Origin of the sequence: Psychroserpens sp. SPM9, from assembly GCF_025153525.1 — a bacterium.
Lineage (GTDB): Bacteria > Bacteroidota > Bacteroidia > Flavobacteriales > Flavobacteriaceae > Psychroserpens.
On the sequence record NZ_JANZNR010000008.1, the window covers coordinates 181433 to 198285 of the forward strand.

Annotated in this window: 14 protein-coding genes; 9 read left to right on the forward strand and 5 right to left on the reverse strand. The window is 35.4% G+C overall.

Going from position 1 to position 16853, the window contains the following annotated elements; all coding sequences use genetic code 11:
- Positions 1-48: 48 nt before the first annotated feature.
- From tgt to N4270_RS16035, 9 genes are all read left to right on the forward strand, one after another.
- Entirely contained in the window at positions 49-1179 is a 1131-nt protein-coding gene (gene tgt / locus N4270_RS15995; RefSeq protein WP_260098356.1) for a tRNA guanosine(34) transglycosylase Tgt, read from the forward strand.
- A gap of 114 nt (positions 1180-1293) precedes the next feature.
- Positions 1294-2364: an LptF/LptG family permease gene (locus tag N4270_RS16000; protein ID WP_260098357.1), complete on the forward strand. Its 1071-nt coding sequence runs from the start codon at positions 1294-1296 to the stop codon at positions 2362-2364.
- Positions 2351-3265, forward strand: coding sequence for a DMT family transporter (locus N4270_RS16005; RefSeq protein ID WP_260098358.1), 915 nt, complete (start codon positions 2351-2353; stop codon positions 3263-3265). The genes N4270_RS16000 and N4270_RS16005 overlap by 14 nt, the downstream gene beginning before the upstream one ends.
- A 58-nt stretch (positions 3266-3323) precedes the next feature.
- Entirely contained in the window at positions 3324-4277 is a 954-nt protein-coding gene (locus N4270_RS16010; RefSeq protein ID WP_260098359.1) for an acetyl-CoA carboxylase carboxyltransferase subunit alpha, read from the forward strand.
- Between the two features lie 166 nt (positions 4278-4443).
- A complete protein-coding gene (dnaB, locus tag N4270_RS16015) occupies positions 4444-5982 on the forward strand; it encodes a replicative DNA helicase (RefSeq protein WP_260098360.1) in 1539 nt (512 codons plus the stop codon).
- A 74-nt stretch (positions 5983-6056) separates the two neighbouring features.
- The gene (locus N4270_RS16020) at positions 6057-7106 is read left to right on the forward strand and encodes an AI-2E family transporter (RefSeq protein ID WP_260098361.1); all 1050 of its coding nucleotides are present in this window, start codon (positions 6057-6059) and stop codon (positions 7104-7106) included.
- 116 nt (positions 7107-7222) lie between these two features.
- Complete coding sequence (locus N4270_RS16025) at positions 7223-8482, forward strand: asparagine synthetase B (protein ID WP_260098362.1); 1260 nt, start codon at positions 7223-7225, stop codon at positions 8480-8482.
- 54 nt (positions 8483-8536) lie between these two features.
- Positions 8537-8812 (forward strand): EF-hand domain-containing protein, encoded by a 276-nt coding sequence (locus N4270_RS16030; RefSeq protein WP_260098363.1) that lies wholly within the window; start codon positions 8537-8539, stop codon positions 8810-8812.
- Positions 8813-8830: 18 nt separating this feature from the next.
- Complete coding sequence (locus tag N4270_RS16035) at positions 8831-9907, forward strand: adenylate/guanylate cyclase domain-containing protein (protein ID WP_260098364.1); 1077 nt, start codon at positions 8831-8833, stop codon at positions 9905-9907.
- 35 nt (positions 9908-9942) lie between these two features.
- Here N4270_RS16035 and N4270_RS16040 read toward each other — a convergent pair whose 3' ends face one another.
- The 5 genes from N4270_RS16040 to thrS form a co-directional block, all read right to left on the reverse strand.
- Entirely contained in the window at positions 9943-13200 is a 3258-nt protein-coding gene (locus N4270_RS16040; protein ID WP_260098365.1) for an amidohydrolase family protein, read from the reverse strand.
- A 163-nt stretch (positions 13201-13363) separates the two neighbouring features.
- Positions 13364-13708 carry a 50S ribosomal protein L20 gene (rplT, locus tag N4270_RS16045; RefSeq protein ID WP_204347045.1) on the reverse strand — a complete coding sequence of 115 codons (345 nt, stop codon included), beginning with the start codon at positions 13706-13708 and terminating at the stop codon, positions 13364-13366.
- 104 nt (positions 13709-13812) lie between these two features.
- On the reverse strand, positions 13813-14010 hold the full coding sequence (rpmI, locus tag N4270_RS16050; protein WP_260098366.1) for a 50S ribosomal protein L35: 198 nt from the start codon (positions 14008-14010) through the stop codon (positions 13813-13815).
- 85 nt (positions 14011-14095) lie between these two features.
- Positions 14096-14611: a translation initiation factor IF-3 gene (gene infC, locus N4270_RS16055; protein ID WP_260098372.1), complete on the reverse strand. Its 516-nt coding sequence runs from the start codon at positions 14609-14611 to the stop codon at positions 14096-14098.
- A 65-nt stretch (positions 14612-14676) separates the two neighbouring features.
- Positions 14677-16620, reverse strand: coding sequence for a threonine--tRNA ligase (gene thrS / locus N4270_RS16060; RefSeq protein ID WP_260098367.1), 1944 nt, complete (start codon positions 16618-16620; stop codon positions 14677-14679).
- Positions 16621-16853 lie beyond the last annotated feature (233 nt).

Below are 16853 nucleotides of genomic sequence, written 5' to 3' on the forward strand. Positions count from 1 at the left end.
CCATAATACGTCTATATAATTATCTTTGCCCACTGATGACGTTTTTATATGAATTTTGAATTAAAAGGAAATGATGCTCAAAGTAAAGCCAGAGCAGGAGTAATAACTACAGATCACGGATCAATAGAAACCCCAATTTTTATGCCTGTTGGAACTGTTGCTTCTGTTAAAGGTGTGCATCAACGTGAACTCAAAAATGACATTAATCCTGATATTATCTTAGGAAACACTTACCATTTGTACTTGCGACCACAAACACCAATTTTAGAAAAGGCAGGTGGTTTGCATAAGTTTATGAATTGGGATAGAAATATTTTAACCGATTCGGGTGGTTATCAGGTATATTCACTTTCTGCAAATAGAAAAATAAAAGAAGAAGGTGTAAAATTTAAATCACACATTGATGGAAGCTATCATGTTTTTACACCAGAAAATGTGATGGAAATACAGCGAAGTATTGGTGCCGATATCATTATGGCATTTGACGAATGTACGCCTTATCCTTGTGATTATAATTATGCCAAACGATCGATGCACATGACGCACAGATGGTTAGAACGTTGTTTAACGCATTTAGATAAAACACCATTTAAGTATGATTATGAACAAACGTTTTTTCCGATAGTTCAAGGGAGTACTTATAAAGATTTACGAAAGCAATCTGCAGAGTATATTGCTAATGCTGGTGCTCAAGGGAATGCTATTGGCGGATTGTCTGTAGGCGAACCTGCCGAAGAAATGTATGCCATGACCGATGTGGTTTGCGACATTCTTCCTTGGGAAAAACCACGCTATTTAATGGGGGTAGGAACGCCTATTAATATCTTAGAAAACATTGCGCTTGGTGTCGATATGTTTGACTGTGTCATGCCAACACGTAATGCAAGAAACGGCATGCTGTTTACAGCTCATGGCACTATTAATATTAAAAATTTGAAATGGGCAGACGATTTTTCACCTATAGATGAGATGGGCATCACTTTTGTAGATACTGAATATACGAAAGCTTATTTGAGACATCTGTTTACAGTTAATGAACTATTAGGAAAGCAAATTGCTACAATTCATAATCTAGGGTTTTACATGTGGTTGGTAAGAGAAGCAAGAAAGCATATCTTAGCTGGTGATTTCAGAGCATGGAAAGACCAAATGGTAAAGCAAATGGATAAACGACTTTAAAAAAGAGAGACTATATGAGTGCTTTTATGGATTTCTTCAAAAAACAACAGATAGTGAATCATGGAATCATTAGATTTTACAACCCAGTTAAACAATTAAAACAATAAGCAACACTTGAAAATACTCGATTGGTACATATTAAAACGTTACTTGTTTACATTTTTAATGATGTTGCTGCTCTTCATTCCTATTGGGATTACGGTAAATCTTGCCGAGAAGATTGGTAAAATTCTTGAACGTGAAGTGCCTTTTGGAGCTGTTGCACAATATTACCTCGATTTCACCATTTATTTTGCGAACTTACTATTTCCAATATTTTTGTTTTTATCTGTGATTTGGTTTACTTCTAAACTAGCCAATAACACCGAAATTGTAGCTTTTTTAAGTTCGGGTGTCTCGTTTTGGAGGTTTTTACGACCGTATATGATTGGAGCAACACTCATTGCGTTATTGGCTCTGGTTATGGGATTGTACTTAGCGCCTAAAGCGAGTAAAGGGTTTAATCAATTTAAGTATAAATACCTGAAAAATAATTCTAAGGTTATTCAAACTCAGAATATTTACAGGCAGATTAATGATAATGATTATATCTATGTGAGTAATTTCAATCCGGTAACTAAAGTGGGCAGAAATTTTAGCTTAGAACACTTCGAAGACAATAAGCTTAAGTATAAAATTTCGGCCAATTCTATCAAGGATAACGATAGTATTTATCGATTAACTGGCTATGTTAAACGCACCTTTGGCGATTTTGATGATACCATTGAAACTGCCCGAAGAAAAGACATGGCTTTCGAATTTGATGCAGATGATTTAACTCCTGAAGAATACATTGCCGAAACACTTCAATATGGAGAATTAACCAAGTTTATTGAAAAAGAAAGAAGCAGAGGTTCTTCAAATATTGGACGCTATTTAGTCGTAAAATATAAAAAATGGAGTATTCCTGTATCTGTTTTTATTCTTACAATCATTGCCGTTGCCGTTTCTTCAATAAAACGTCGTGGCGGAATGGGTGTCAATTTAGCTTTCGGAATTACCATTGCCATGGTCTATGTTTTCTTCGATAAAGTATTTGGTGTGATGGCAGAACAATCTAGTTTTTCACCACTGGTTGCGGTGTGGTTTCCTAATATCGTTTTTGGTATCTTAGCGGTATATCTGCTATATAATGCCAAACGCTAAACTAAAAAATTACATTCATTTACATGTCTTAGTATTTATTGCTGGCTTTACAGCAATTTTAGGCGAGCTAATTTCTATAGGTTCTACAGCATTAGTCTGGTATCGTATGTGTATTGCCGGAATTTTAATGTTTTTGTATATTAAAATGATTAAGCTTAAGATTAAAGTCAATACCAAAACAAAGCTTAAGTTTTTTGGTGCTGGAATCATTATTGCCTTGCATTGGATTACATTTTTTGAAGCGATTAACCAATCGAATGTGTCAATCACCTTAGCCATGTTTTCAACGGGAGCTTTTTTTGCGTCCTTTATTGAACCATTGATATATAAACGGAAGATTATTTGGTATGAAATTATCTTCGGAATGATAGTCATACTTGGCGTATTTTTAATTACCCAAAGTGAGATAAAATACCTTTACGGAATTGTACTTGGCATCGCTTCGGCCTTATTCTCAACGCTGTTTGCAGTTATTAACGGACGATTTATTGAGGTGCATCGCGCTACGGTAATTTCATTTTATGAATTCATTAGTGGAGTCGCTTTTCTATCATTATTTATTATGATATTTCAAGGAGGTTTTTCTGCGGATTTTTTCATCTTATCATCCAATGATTGGTTCTATTTATTCATTTTAGCTTCAGTTTGTACGGCTTATGCATTTATTGGATCTGTTGATGTAATGCGCTATTTAAGTCCGTATACCGTAATTTTAACCTATAATCTAGAACCTTTGTATGGTATTGCCATGGCCTTGGTTTTATTTCCTGAAACCGAAATTATGAGCGCCCAGTTTTATTATGGTGCCTTTTTAATATTAGCCACAGTTTTAGCTGATTGCATCTTAAAAAATTATAAGAGTTATAAAAACCGAAGTACCTTAACAAACAAACCCAATTAAAGTTTTTATATTTGCACCAACTAACTAATGACTAATTAAAAACTAAATCAAAATTTCAATGGAATATTTAGATTTTGAACTACCCATAAAAGAACTCCAAGATCAACTTGAAAAATGTCAATTAATAGGCGAGGAGAGTGATGTCGATGTGACTCAGACTTGTAAAAAAATTGAAAAGAAGTTGTTAGAGACTAAAAAAGAAATTTACAAAAACCTAACAGCATGGCAACGTGTTCAACTGTCAAGACATCCTGATCGCCCTTATACTTTAGATCATATTAAGGCTTTGTGTGGTAATTCGTTTTTAGAATTACATGGTGACAGAAACGTTAAAGACGATAAAGCGATGATTGGTGGTTTAGGTAAGATTGGTGACCAAACGTACATGTTTATTGGTCAGCAAAAAGGATTCAATACCAAAACACGTCAGTACAGAAATTTTGGAATGTCAAACCCAGAAGGATATCGCAAAGCGCTACGTTTAATGAAATCTGCTGAGAAATTCGGAATTCCTGTAGTCACCTTAATTGATACACCAGGTGCTTATCCAGGTTTGGAGGCAGAAGAGCGCGGACAAGGAGAAGCAATTGCGAGAAATATCATGGAAATGGCCCGACTTAAAGTGCCTATTATTGCCATTGTTATTGGTGAAGGAGCTTCAGGAGGTGCTTTAGGTATTGGTGTAGGAGATCGCGTATTAATGTTAGAAAATGCTTGGTATTCTGTGATATCTCCCGAAAACTGTTCTTCTATTTTATGGAGAAGCTGGGACCAAAAAGAACAAGCAGCCGAAGCATTAAAGCTTACCGCTAGCGATGCTAAAAAGTTAAAAGTTGTAGACGCGATTATTAAAGAACCGCTTGGAGGTGCGCATGCCGATAGAACAGCTACATTTAAAGCTGTAAAAGATGCAATCGAAAAGAATTTTGAGGACCTTAAAAACTTATCACCAAAAGATTTGGTAAACCAGCGTATGGAAAAATACTTGGGAATGGGAGTTTTTAAAGGCTAAACCTTATAGAATAAAGGATTGAAAAAACTGAAACGTTGAGTTTCGGTTTTTTTTGTCGCTATTAACAATATAATCAAGTTATTAACAGTTAAATTGTTGATGACCTGTTAAGATTGAAAATTTTGTAAATTCAGTTTTAGGTCACAATTGTTTTACATTCGCAGTTATGAAACAACCCAACCCAATAAAAGGTTATCAAGTCGATAAAAGCACAATTATTAGTTTAGAAAAAGGTAAAATACCTCCGCAAGCTATTGATTTAGAAGAAGTTGTGCTTGGTGCGATGATGATTGACAAAAAAGGTGTCGATGAAGTTATTGATATTTTAAGTGCTGATGCTTTTTATAAAGAAGCGCATAAACACATCTTTGAAGCTATTTTCAAATTATTTGAAAACAGTGAACCTGTCGATTTATTAACCGTTTCTAGTCAACTTAAGAAAGATTCAAAATTAGACTTGGTTGGTGGTGATTTTTATCTCATTTCATTAACCCAACGCGTCTCTTCTTCAGCCCATATCGAATTTCACGCTCGTATTATTCTTCAGAAATATATTCAACGTAGTTTGATCAAGATTTCTAACGAAATTATTGAAGAAGCTTACGACGAAACCAAAGACGTTTTCGATTTATTAGATAATGCCGAAGCTAAACTTTATGAAGTAACCCAAGGTAACGTTAAGAAATCTACAGAAACGGCTCAGAGTTTGGTGATTCAGGCGAAAAAGAAAATTGAAGAAATTTCAAACAAAGAAGGCTTAAGTGGAATTCCTACCGGATTTACCAAGTTAGATAAATTAACCTCAGGATGGCAACCAAGTGATTTAATTATTGTTGCTGCACGTCCAGGTATGGGTAAAACAGCTTTAACCTTGACGATGGCTAGAAATATTGCAGTAAATTCTAATATTCCAGTTGCATTTTTCTCATTAGAGATGTCATCGGTACAATTGATTACGCGTTTGATTTCTTCGGAAACTGGTTTGTCTTCAGAAAAATTAAGAACTGGAAAGTTAGAAAAACACGAATGGGAACAATTAAATGTTAAGGTGAAAACCTTAGAGAAAGCGCCTTTGTTTATTGACGATACACCATCCTTATCTATATTCGACTTAAGAGCAAAAGCGCGTCGTTTGGCTTCTCAATATGGTATTAAAATGATCATGATTGATTACCTGCAGTTAATGACCGCTGGAGGCAGTCAAAAAGGTGGAAACCGTGAACAGGAAATCTCTATGATTTCTCGTAACCTTAAAGCCTTGGCTAAAGAATTGGAAGTGCCTGTTATCGCCTTATCACAATTGTCACGTGCTGTTGAAACTCGTGGTGGTAGTAAGCGTCCGTTGCTATCAGATTTACGTGAATCTGGAGCGATTGAGCAAGATGCCGATATTGTAAGTTTTATCTACAGACCAGAATACTACAAAATTGACGAATGGGATGATGACGAGCGTTCGCCAACCGAAGGGCAAGGTGAATTTATAGTTGCTAAGCATAGAAATGGTGGATTAGATAATATTAGATTAAAGTTTATCGGACATCTAGGTAAGTTTGATAACCTCGATGATTTTGATACACCTTTTGGCGAATTTCATTCCAAAATGAATGCTGCAGCAAATGATGACACCTTAAAACCAGACCACTTCCCGTCACCTTCTGATGCCTTTGATGCACCAGAGGATGATGACAATGATGTGCCTTTTTAAGATTTTTTGGGATATTATAACAACATTTTATCCTAAATTTGCTTTTTGCCCGTTAACAAACGAAAATTTGCCTCATGTTAGAACAAAGACGTACTACCAATATCCTACTGCTATTTATAGTGGTTCCGTTAGTATTTTATTTACTTAAAATATTATCATTTATTTTCATTCCGTTGATTTCTTCAATGTTTATTGCTTTACTGTTTTTACCGCTTATGCGTTGGTTAGGCAGACGAAATGTGCCAAGATTGATTAGTATCATTATTGTGATAACCTTAATTGTGATTGGTGTTTTTATAGGTGTCGAATTGGTTCAGCTTTCAAGCAAACAGATTTTATCAAATGACTCTGGCTTTTTTGGTAAGGCAGAAGTGAAAATTAACGAGCTTATGCTGTATATGCAGGATAAAGTCGGTATGGAATACAACCCGGAAGGTAACTTTTTATCACAATTTTTTCAGAAAGAAACCATAGGGTCTACCTTTGATTTTGTGAGAAAATTTCTGACGAATATATTGATGATTACCTTTTTTACGATTCTATGGTTATCCGAATCGATTAACATGCATAAGGTGTTGAATAATACCATTTTAAAACGAAAGCATACCTCTATAAAAGCATTTATGAAAATTGAAAAAGACTTAATCACCTTTATCAAAGTTAAATTTTTAGTGAGTTTACTAACAGGAATTTTCACAGGTTTAGCCTGCGTGTTTTTTGATGTGAGTTTTCCTATTTTCTGGGGCTTATTTGCGTTCTTAATTAATTTTGTGCAAATGGTTGGCTCATTTATTTCGGTAATTCTACTGTCTATTTTTGCCTTTGTAGAGCTAGATCCAACAAGTACACTTTTCTTTTTTATCCTATCAATTACAGGTGTACAGGTATTATTTGGTGCTATTTTAGAACCTATTTTTATGGGTAAATCTTTTTCAATTAATGTGATAACAGTGCTTATTATGTTGATGCTTTGGGGATTTATTTGGGGGATTCCAGGGTTGATTATGGCAATTCCTATTACCGTATTCATTAAAATTATTCTAGAACAATTTCAAGAGACTAAAACCATAGCCACGCTATTGTCTGGACCAGAACGTACCATTCCGCCACTTAAAAATAAATAGGATTTTCTTTTTACTTTGGTATATTTCAGCTAAAAAATACCTAAAACTATATTAAAGGTTCGCTTTAAGGAATAATTTTTGAGTATATTTCAATGATAAAAAAGAATGATTCCCAAATGAAAAAGACCATTATAATCCTAATTCTATTTCTTGTTTCTTTGCAATCTTATGCGTCCTATATTTTAATTCCTATGGATGCTGAAGGGCAAAACAATCACCTAAAAGCCTATGGTGTTACCTATTGGACCTTAGAAAAGCAATTAAAAGTAAAATGGTTATTAAACTACAAAGGCGGTTCCTTTTTATTACCCGATTCTGAAGAAATCCAACGCGAATGTCAAATTAGAGGCGTAAGCTTTGAGGTGATTTCTAATGCTAAAGCTGAAGAAATTCTGGAGATGATAGCGAGTCCGTCACAAAATATGGAAGCCGTTGTTTTGGAGAAAGCACCAAAAATTGCAGTGTATACACCAAAAGGATTGCAGCCCTGGGATGATGCCGTAACGATGGTGTTAACTTATGCCGAAATTCCTTATGAAACGGTCTATGACGAAGATGTTTTAAATGATGCATTACTGTTGTACGATTGGTTGCATTTGCATCATGAGGATTTTACTGGTCAATATGGGAAATTCTATCGTGCCTACCGTTCTGCATCCTGGTATATTCAAGAGAAGAAAGAAGCCGAAGATTTGGCAACCAAATTAGGATATGCTAAAGTTTCTGAAGAAAAATTAGCCGTAGCCAAAAAGATTCGCGACTATGTGATTGGTGGCGGATTTATGTTTGCGATGTGTAGCGCAACCGATAGTTTTGATATTGCCTTGTCTGCTGATGGCATCGATATTTGCGAGCCTATGTTTGATGGCGATGGAAGTGATCCGGGTTACCAGAATAAAATTGATTATAATAAAACCTTCGCATTCAAAGATTTTATACTTGAACGAAGTCCAAATGTTTATGAATTTTCATCCATTGATATGACTAGAAAACGTCGTATTCCAATGACAACAGACTATTTTTCATTGATGGAGTTTTCGGCAAAGTGGGACCCAATTCCGTCAATGTTGTGTCAAAACCATACGGCTTTAGTAAAAGGATTTATGGGACAAACAACGTCGTTCACACGTGAAGAAATCAAGTCAAATGTCCTCATCATGGGGGAAAATAAAACCAATGGTGAAGCCAAATATATTCACGGAATTAAAGGTAAAGGCTTTTTTACATTTTATGGCGGACATGATCCTGAAGACTATACGCATAAAGTAGGCGATCCCAAAACAGAACTCGATTTGCATCCAACATCGCCTGGTTATAGGTTAATACTCAATAATGTGTTATTTCCTGCCGCTAAAAAGAAGAAGCAGAAAACCTAAACACTTGATTTTCTCTAAAGTTTTGTATTTTTAATATTCCAAATTTTATTAGCTATGGCATCCAAAAAGAAAATACTCAACAAAATCCAAATTTTGATAACCAATCATTTTAACTCACCAGAAGAAGCTTTTGCTTTTTTTGATAAAGATGGAGACGGAAAATTAACGAAAAGTGAAATAAAAGATTTATTAAAACAGGCTGAAATAAGTGGATTTTTAAGAGGTATTGTATCGTCCAAACTTATTGAAGGTTATGATAAAGATGGTGACGAACTTATTGATTGGGATGAATTTAAGCATGCCGTTGACGAAATAGCAAAAACAACTTAATAGTTAGACGTTCTCTACATGTATAACCTCAAGCGGTTTTTAAAGCAATTAGTTTTTGCAATTATCTATTGGATTTTTGCCTTTTCTATATTCATTTTGATACGATTTGTAGCTCATGGAGAAGAACAAGGCACCATGTTTGTCAATCCTAAAAATGAAGTCCCTATAACCGAATGGATTCATTTTGGCGTCATTCTAGGTGTGCTTGTAGGAATTTTTTATGCCATCATAGAATCTGTATTTGATAAATTCATTACCAAAAACATCTATTTAGGACTGTCGATGGTCTTAAAAACATGCATCTATTTAGTGATACTCATATTTTCACTAACGTTCATTATTACACTTATTGAACTCGAAATGGACATTGATTTGCCTAATGAAAGAGGCTGGTGGAAAACAAGCGCATTGTTTTGGCTAGCCACGTCCTATTTCTTCTTGGCTTCTTTTATCTTTTTATTTCTAAGGCTGGTTTACGAAAAGTTTGGGAAAGGAATTTTGATAAATATGTTAATCGGAAAGTATAGAAACCCAACTGAAGAAGACCGTATTTTTATGTTTGTAGATTTAAAATCATCTACCACTATTGCTGAAGAAATCGGGCATAATAAATACAGTAAATTATTACAGGATTGTTTTTTTGACCTCAATAAAATCGTATCACGCTACGATGGTGAAATCTATCAGTATGTTGGAGATGAAGCGGTGATTACTTGGAAACTTAAAAAGGGTCTCAAACATAACAATTGTATAGAATTGTACTTTGCTTTTAAAAAGTTACTAGAGAGACGTTCAAAGTATTATATGAAAACCTATAATTTAAAACCTTTTTTCAAGGCTGGTGTGCATGGCGGACAATTAATCGTAGCTCAAGTAGGTACGGTTAAAAAAGAATTAGCATTCCATGGTGACGTCATTAATACGACAGCCAGAATTCAAGATGAGTGTAATAAATATGACGAATCCTTATTAATTTCCGAAGAATTAGTAAGTAGAATTAAGCTGAAATCTAAATACAAATCCAAAGTTATTGGTGATATTCTCCTCAAAGGAAAACAAGACACGCTTAAAATTGTAGCAATTAACGAACATTAAAAAAAACCGATTCAATTACGAATCGGTTTTTTGTTTTAATGAGAGCCTACATGACAGCCACAACCACTTCGGGTAAAGCTTTGTGAGTCTTCATGCCACGGAAATGCCTCGTTGTATTTTGAGTTTTCCCAATAGAACTGAGTGCGTTCTTTTGGATAATTACCAATTTCATTCATCGTTTCAGTATCATACATACGACCATTAATCATGGTGTAAATAATACTTTCTGAATGTTTGATATCTTCTAAAGGATTTTTATCCATAACGATTAAATCAGCAAGTTTTCCTTTTTTAAGAGAACCAATATCATTTGCGGCACCTATATAATCTGCGCCATTAATAGTAGCTGCTTTAAGTGCTTCATGATTAGACATGCCACCTTGCTGTAGCATCCATAATTCCCAATGCGCACCAAGACCTTGAAGTTGTCCGTGAGCACCAAGATTCACTTTAACACCAGCATCACTAAGGGCTTTACAAGTTTTTGAAACTAAGATGTGACCGTTTTCGTATTCCTCATCCGGAATCATAATACGATGCCTCGAACGGGAATCAATGATACCTCTTGGTGTATATTTAAGCAGTTTTTCATTTTCCCAAACATTGGTGTTTTGATACCAGAACATTTCGCCATTCATGCCGCCATAGTTAACAATAAGTGTCGGTGTATAACCTACATTGCTATTTCCCCAGAGTTCAAGTACATCTTTATAGACTGGAGCAACAGGAATATTATGTTCAACGCCTGTATGGCCATCCATGACCATCGTAATATTGTGATAAAATGTCGATCCGCCTTCTGGTACTACAAAAATACCTTCTTCACGAGCCGCTTGTAAAACTTGCTGGCGTTGTTCACGTCTGGGCTGGTTATAACTTTTAACCGATAAAGCACCAAAGGCTTTAGTACGTCTTATTGAAGAACGTGCATCTTCCAGATTATTAATAACAGCTTTAAAATCACCATCAGCGCCATATAAAATAAAGCCTGTAGAGTAGAGGCGTGGACCAACAAGTGTTCCGTTTTTTTGTAATTCTGAAAGCGCAAAAACCGTTTCAGAATGTGCTGAAGGATCATGTGCTGTTGTGACACCAAAAGCTAAATTGGCGTAAAATTGCCAGTGTTTTTGAGTGGTTAATCCGTAGCGGAACCCACCAATATGCGCATGGGCATCTACCATTCCAGGCATAATCGTTTTCCCAGTAACGTCATACACTTTGGCATCAGACGGAATGTTAATTTCAGAAGCACTTCCGATTGCTTCAATACGATTATTATGTATTACGATTGTTCCGTTTTCGATGACTTCATCACCTTCCATCGTAATAATACGAGCACCTTTTAGGGCAATTCGTCCTGAAGGTTTATCTGTTTTGACTTCTAAATTGATTTTAGTACTGTTTTCAACCAGCTTCGTGTCTTCGGAAACTTCAGCTGTAAAATATTGATTCCCTAGAGTCCAATGCAACAACTTACTGTCTTTTGACCAATGCAGATTAATGCCTGCGTCTTTTGAAAGTTTTGTAACTGGCACAAATTTACTGCTATCGGTCAAGTCTAATGTTTGTCCGGCACGAGGCATTGGTGCCATGTAGACTTTGTGTAAATGTACAAATGCGATCCAGTTTCCGTCAGGGCTTGGTACCAGAATATTTCCATGTTTAGATTTTACCAAGGTGCGTTCGTCAAAACCATGAAGGTCTACACTTTTAAGTTCTTTTGTTAAGGCTCCAAAAAACTGTCCGCCATTTTGATAAATAATTCTAGTGTCATCGGTGTTAAACATTGGGAAATCTCCTTCCTTAGTAATCAGTTTAGGGTTAGAACCATCAGAATTCATAAGATATAATCCTGTTTTTTTTGAGAACGTTCGGCCTTGTTCGTTATTTCCACCTTCTTTGCGATAGACAATTTGTTTACCATTATGAGAATACGCTGGGTTTCTATAAATTCCTTTTTCTGAAGAGAGTTTTGTTGGTGTTCCTCCAGCTATAGGTACTGAGTAAATGGCTCCTAGCTGTTCATCATTCCAAGTCACATAGGTAATTGTTTTTCCATCAGGAGAAAATGCAGGCTCAAATTCAAAATCGGTTCCAGTGGTCAAACGTTTCGCTTTTCCGTTAGGTAATTTTTGAATATGTAAATAGCCTAAAGCATTAAAAACAATGGACGTTCCGTCTGGAGAAGTTGTAGCATGTCTAATCACTTTGGCGTCAAATGTATCAGGAGCCACAGGTGTGTCTACTTCAATAGCTTTAGCAATCTTAATAGTGGCATCCACTTGAAAAGGAATCTCAGTAACCTGAAGCGAATTGATGTTGATTTTTTTGATTTTTCCTCCAGACCAAATTACAATAGCTTCGTCATTAGGCATCCAGTTAAAATTTGTATATACGCCAAAAATCGCCCAAGCTTCTTGCTGGTCTTTATTAAGTTGATCGTAGATTGGCCATTCTTCGCCAGTTTCTAAATCATGAATGTATAATACCGATTTTGTACGAACACGCTTGACAAAGGCCAGTTTTTTGCCATCTCTGGATACTTGTGGTCTGGCAGCACCACCTGGACCACCAGTAATTCTTGTAATTTTCCCTGTTTCCATATCGTAACGATTAATCGCATAAATTTGGCTGTTAGGATCTTTATTGTATTGAAAAAATCCGCCAGGATATACATCTTCACTATAATACAGCGATTTTCCATCAGGAGACAGACTAGGCTCATTAAGATCTTGTTGGTCGTTTTTCTTTTTGGTAAGCTGAATGCCACTGCCTCCAGTTTTGTGGTACATCCATAGTTCACCAGCACCAAGAGATCGACCCGATGTAAAGTGCTTTCGGGCAATTAAATAATTGCTGTCTGGTGTCCAGATAGCATTGTTTAGTAATCTGAAATTTTCTTTGGTGATTTGTTTAGCATCAGAACCATCAGTATTCATAATCCAGATATTATCGCCTCCACCAGCATCACTGGTAAATGAAATATGTTGACCATCTGGACTGAAACGCGGTTGGATTTCAAAAGCCAGGCCTTCTCTTAAAATTTTGGCTTTGCCACCATTGATGTCCAGTTTATAAATATCACCCAGCAAGTCGAAAACAATTGATTTGCCATCAGGACTCACATCTAAATTCATCCATGTGCCTTCATTGGTTGATAATTTGAGCTCTTTAAAGTCCCAGTCGCCTTCAGGATTAGAGACGTTCCAGGTTTCAGACTTTTCTTTATCTTGACTGAAGGTATTAAAACTAAGTAGAAGAATGAGGGTTGTGATGAGTTGTATGCGTTTCATTGGATTGGTTTTAATTGACTTGTAAGTTAGCCATAAAAAACGAAAATACATGTTAATTTTCTATACGGAATAGGGTATGTATTAAAATGTTAAGCATAAAAAAACCGATTCATTTCTGAATCGGTTTTATAAGCGAATTGTTGTTATTGTTTAGGCGAAAGCCCTATTTTACTTTGTTTACTATAGCTTCAAAAGCTTCTGGGTTATTCATCGCTAAATCGGCAAGAACTTTACGGTTCAATTCGATGTTATTAGCTTTAAGTTTTCCCATAAATTTTGAATAGCTCATTCCGTGTTGTCTAGCTCCTGCGTTTATACGCATAATCCAAAGTGAGCGGAATGTTCTTTTTTTGTTTCTACGGTCTCTATACGAATATTGCATCGCTTTGTCAACCGCATTTTTTGCTACTGTCCAGACGTTTTTACGTCTTCCGAAGTAACCTTTTGCTTGCTTAAGAACCTTTTTTCTTCTGGCTCTTTTCGCTACTGAATTTACTGATCTTGGCATTTCTTAAATTGTTTTTTTGTAGTAGGCGGTCGATAATCGACACTTGCTAAATTATTTTGCCTAACTCCAGGGTTTATAATTTGTTTTAACCGATTAAAACGCTATTACTTTAAGCGTAATAATGTTTTAATATTATCCTCATCTGCTTTGTGTACCAAAGTGTCATGAGTTAAAGCTAGCTTACGCTTTTTAGATTTTTTTGTCAAGATATGACTCTTAAAAGCATGCTTTCTTTTAATCTTACCAGTGCCAGTTAGTTTAAAACGTTTCTTAGCACTTGAATTAGTTTTCATTTTAGGCATTTTCCTATTTTTTATTTACGATTCGCTTATTATTTTTAGGCTGTCCCGAACTTCAGGATTGAGCTTTTATTTTCTGTTTGATAGTTTATTTAGGCTTTTTTGGCGCAATAAACATAGTCATACGCTTACCTTCTAATCTTGGCATTTGTTCTACTTTACCAAGTTCTTCTAAATCTTGAGCCAATCTTAATAATAAGATTTGACCTTGTTCTTTAAATATGATAGAACGTCCTTTGAAAAACACAAAAGCTTTCAGTTTTGCTCCATCTTTTAAAAATTTCTCAGCGTGTTTCTTTTTAAACTCGTAATCATGATCATCGGTTTGAGGACCAAATCTAATTTCTTTGATAACGACCTTTGATGCTTTAGACTTTAGAGCTTTTTCACGCTTCTTTTGTTCGTAAAGAAACTTTTTATAGTCCATAACTTTACATACTGGAGGATCAGCTTTTGGTGAAATTTCAACAAGATCTAACCCTTGCTCATCTGCAATGGCTAATGCATCTTTAGTTGAATAAATACCAACCTCTACATTGTCACCAACAAGTCTTACCTTTTCGGCTCTAATTTTCGAATTGATTTTGTGTTGATCTTCTTTTATAACTCGCTTAGAGTTTTGTCTTCTACGTATTGCTATGACTTTATATATTTTATAGTTAAACTTATTTATTTAAATGTTTTTAATGTTTTATTGATTTCATTTTCAACAATTTTCGAAAACTCATCTACACTAATCATGCCTAAATCTTCTCCACCATGTTGACGAACAGAAATCTTGTTTTCTTGCTCTTCATTCTCACCAATGATAATCATGAACGGTATTTTATTCATTTCCGCTTCACGGATTTTCTTACCAATCGTCTCATTTCTATTATCAGCGAGGGCGCGAATTTCGTGATTTTCTAGCAAATTTAAAACTTTTTCCGCGTATTTTTCATATTTCTCACTTAAGGAGAGTACGATTACTTGTTCTGGCATCAGCCATAATGGGAAATTACCACCTGTATGTTCTAGTAAAATTGCTATGAATCGTTCCATACTACCGAATGGTGCACGATGGATCATTACAGGTCGATGCAATTCATTATCACTTCCTTTATAGGTAAGATCGAAACGTTCAGGGAGGTTGTAATCGACTTGAATGGTGCCCAATTGCCAGTTTCTACCTAAGGCATCCTTCACCATGAAGTCTAATTTCGGCCCATAAAAAGCAGCTTCTCCTGTTTCGACGACATAATCTAAACCTTTATCAATAGCTGCGTTTAATATGGCGTCTTCGGCTTTTTTCCAATTGTCATCACTACCTATATATTTTTCCGGATTTTCTGGGTCTCTAAGAGAAACTTGCGCCTTGAAATTTTCAAAACCTAAGGAACCAAACACATATAGTACTAAATCTATAACCTCTTTAAACTCTTTATCTAATTGATCTGGAGTGCAAAAGATGTGGGCATCATCTTGAGTAAACCCTCTAACTCGTGTTAGGCCGTGTAGTTCACCACTTTGCTCATATCGGTATACAGTACCAAATTCGGCATAGCGCTTCGGAAGTTCTTTATATGAAAAGGGTCTCGTATTGTAGATTTCACAATGATGCGGACAATTCATTGGTTTAAGCAAGAACTCTTCACCTTCAGCAGGCGTATTTATAGGTTGAAAACTGTCTTCACCATATTTTGCAAAATGACCAGAGGTTACATACAATTCTTTTTGTCCAATATGTGGTGTAACCACCATTTCATAACCTGCTTTTTTTTGAGCAGCTTTTAAAAAGTTTTCTAAACGCTCTCGTAAAGCAGCGCCTTTTGGCAACCATAAAGGAAGACCCTGACCAACTTTTTGAGAAAATGTAAATAATTCTAATTCTTTACCAAGTTTTCTATGGTCGCGTTTTTTTGCTTCTTCTAATAAGTGTAAATATTCGGTTAGCTCTTTTTGCTTCGGAAATGAAACACCATAAACTCTTGTTAATTGTTTGTTGTTTTCATCACCTCTCCAATATGCTCCAGCGACAGACATGATTTTTACGGCTTTGATTATTCCTGTATTAGGAATATGACCGCCACGACATAAATCTGTGAAAGTAGAATGATCACAGAAAGTGATTGTCCCATCTTCTAAGTTCTCAATGAGTTCTACTTTGTATTCATTGTTTTGAGATGTATATAATGATAAGGCCTCATCTTTAGAAACAGCTCGCATTTTAAAATCATGCTTCCCTCGGGCTATTTCTAACATCTTATTCTCTATAGTTTTAAAATCTTTTTCAGAAATAGAATGTTCCCCAAAATCGACATCATAATAAAAACCGTTTTCTATAGCAGGTCCAATTGATAATTTAATACCTGGGTATAGTTCTTCTAAAGCTTGCGCCAAGACATGTGAGGTTGAGTGCCAAAATGCCTTTTTGCCTTCATCATTAGACCATGTATATAGAACTAAGGAACCATTAGTAGTTAATGGAGTAGAGGTTTCAATAGTTTCGCCATTGAAATTTGCCGAAATCACGTTTCTTGCAAAACCTTCACTAATGCTTTTTGCAACATCCATTGGAGTTGTTCCTTCTTCAAAAGTTTTAATTGTGCCATCTGGCAAAGTAATATCTATCATAATTGTACCTAATTATTAGGTTGGCAAAGATAAGATGATAAAAATTGACATACAATATATGTCATGTATAATATTTTAATCTGAGTTATTTTGCAAAGTGGTGGAGTTTTCAAACAAATTTCATTACCCAATAGTCGATATATTAAGGTGTTAAGCGTTTGTAAAAAAAAGAATTAAAAAAAAGATATCAAAAGGTTTGGAAAGAAGAAAATAAGGGTTGTATATTTGCACCC

What these genes read in the sequence shown, in the direction of transcription:
- N4270_RS16020 (WP_260098361.1), top strand. Translation starts at nt 6,057, where the DNA reads ATGTTAGAACAAAGACGTACTACCAATATCCTACTGCTATTTATAGTG.
- N4270_RS16040 (WP_260098365.1), bottom strand. Translation starts at nt 13,200, where the DNA reads ATGAAACGCATACAACTCATCACAACCCTCATTCTTCTACTTAGTTTT.
- rpmI (WP_260098366.1), bottom strand. Translation starts at nt 14,010, where the DNA reads ATGCCTAAAATGAAAACTAATTCAAGTGCTAAGAAACGTTTTAAACTA.
- N4270_RS16010 (WP_260098359.1), top strand. Translation starts at nt 3,324, where the DNA reads ATGGAATATTTAGATTTTGAACTACCCATAAAAGAACTCCAAGATCAA.
- N4270_RS16030 (WP_260098363.1), top strand. Translation starts at nt 8,537, where the DNA reads ATGGCATCCAAAAAGAAAATACTCAACAAAATCCAAATTTTGATAACC.
- N4270_RS16035 (WP_260098364.1), top strand. Translation starts at nt 8,831, where the DNA reads ATGTATAACCTCAAGCGGTTTTTAAAGCAATTAGTTTTTGCAATTATC.
- tgt (WP_260098356.1), top strand. Translation starts at nt 49, where the DNA reads ATGAATTTTGAATTAAAAGGAAATGATGCTCAAAGTAAAGCCAGAGCA.
- rplT (WP_204347045.1), bottom strand. Translation starts at nt 13,708, where the DNA reads ATGCCAAGATCAGTAAATTCAGTAGCGAAAAGAGCCAGAAGAAAAAAG.
- thrS (WP_260098367.1), bottom strand. Translation starts at nt 16,620, where the DNA reads ATGATAGATATTACTTTGCCAGATGGCACAATTAAAACTTTTGAAGAA.
- N4270_RS16005 (WP_260098358.1), top strand. Translation starts at nt 2,351, where the DNA reads ATGCCAAACGCTAAACTAAAAAATTACATTCATTTACATGTCTTAGTA.
- dnaB (WP_260098360.1), top strand. Translation starts at nt 4,444, where the DNA reads ATGAAACAACCCAACCCAATAAAAGGTTATCAAGTCGATAAAAGCACA.
- N4270_RS16025 (WP_260098362.1), top strand. Translation starts at nt 7,223, where the DNA reads ATGAAAAAGACCATTATAATCCTAATTCTATTTCTTGTTTCTTTGCAA.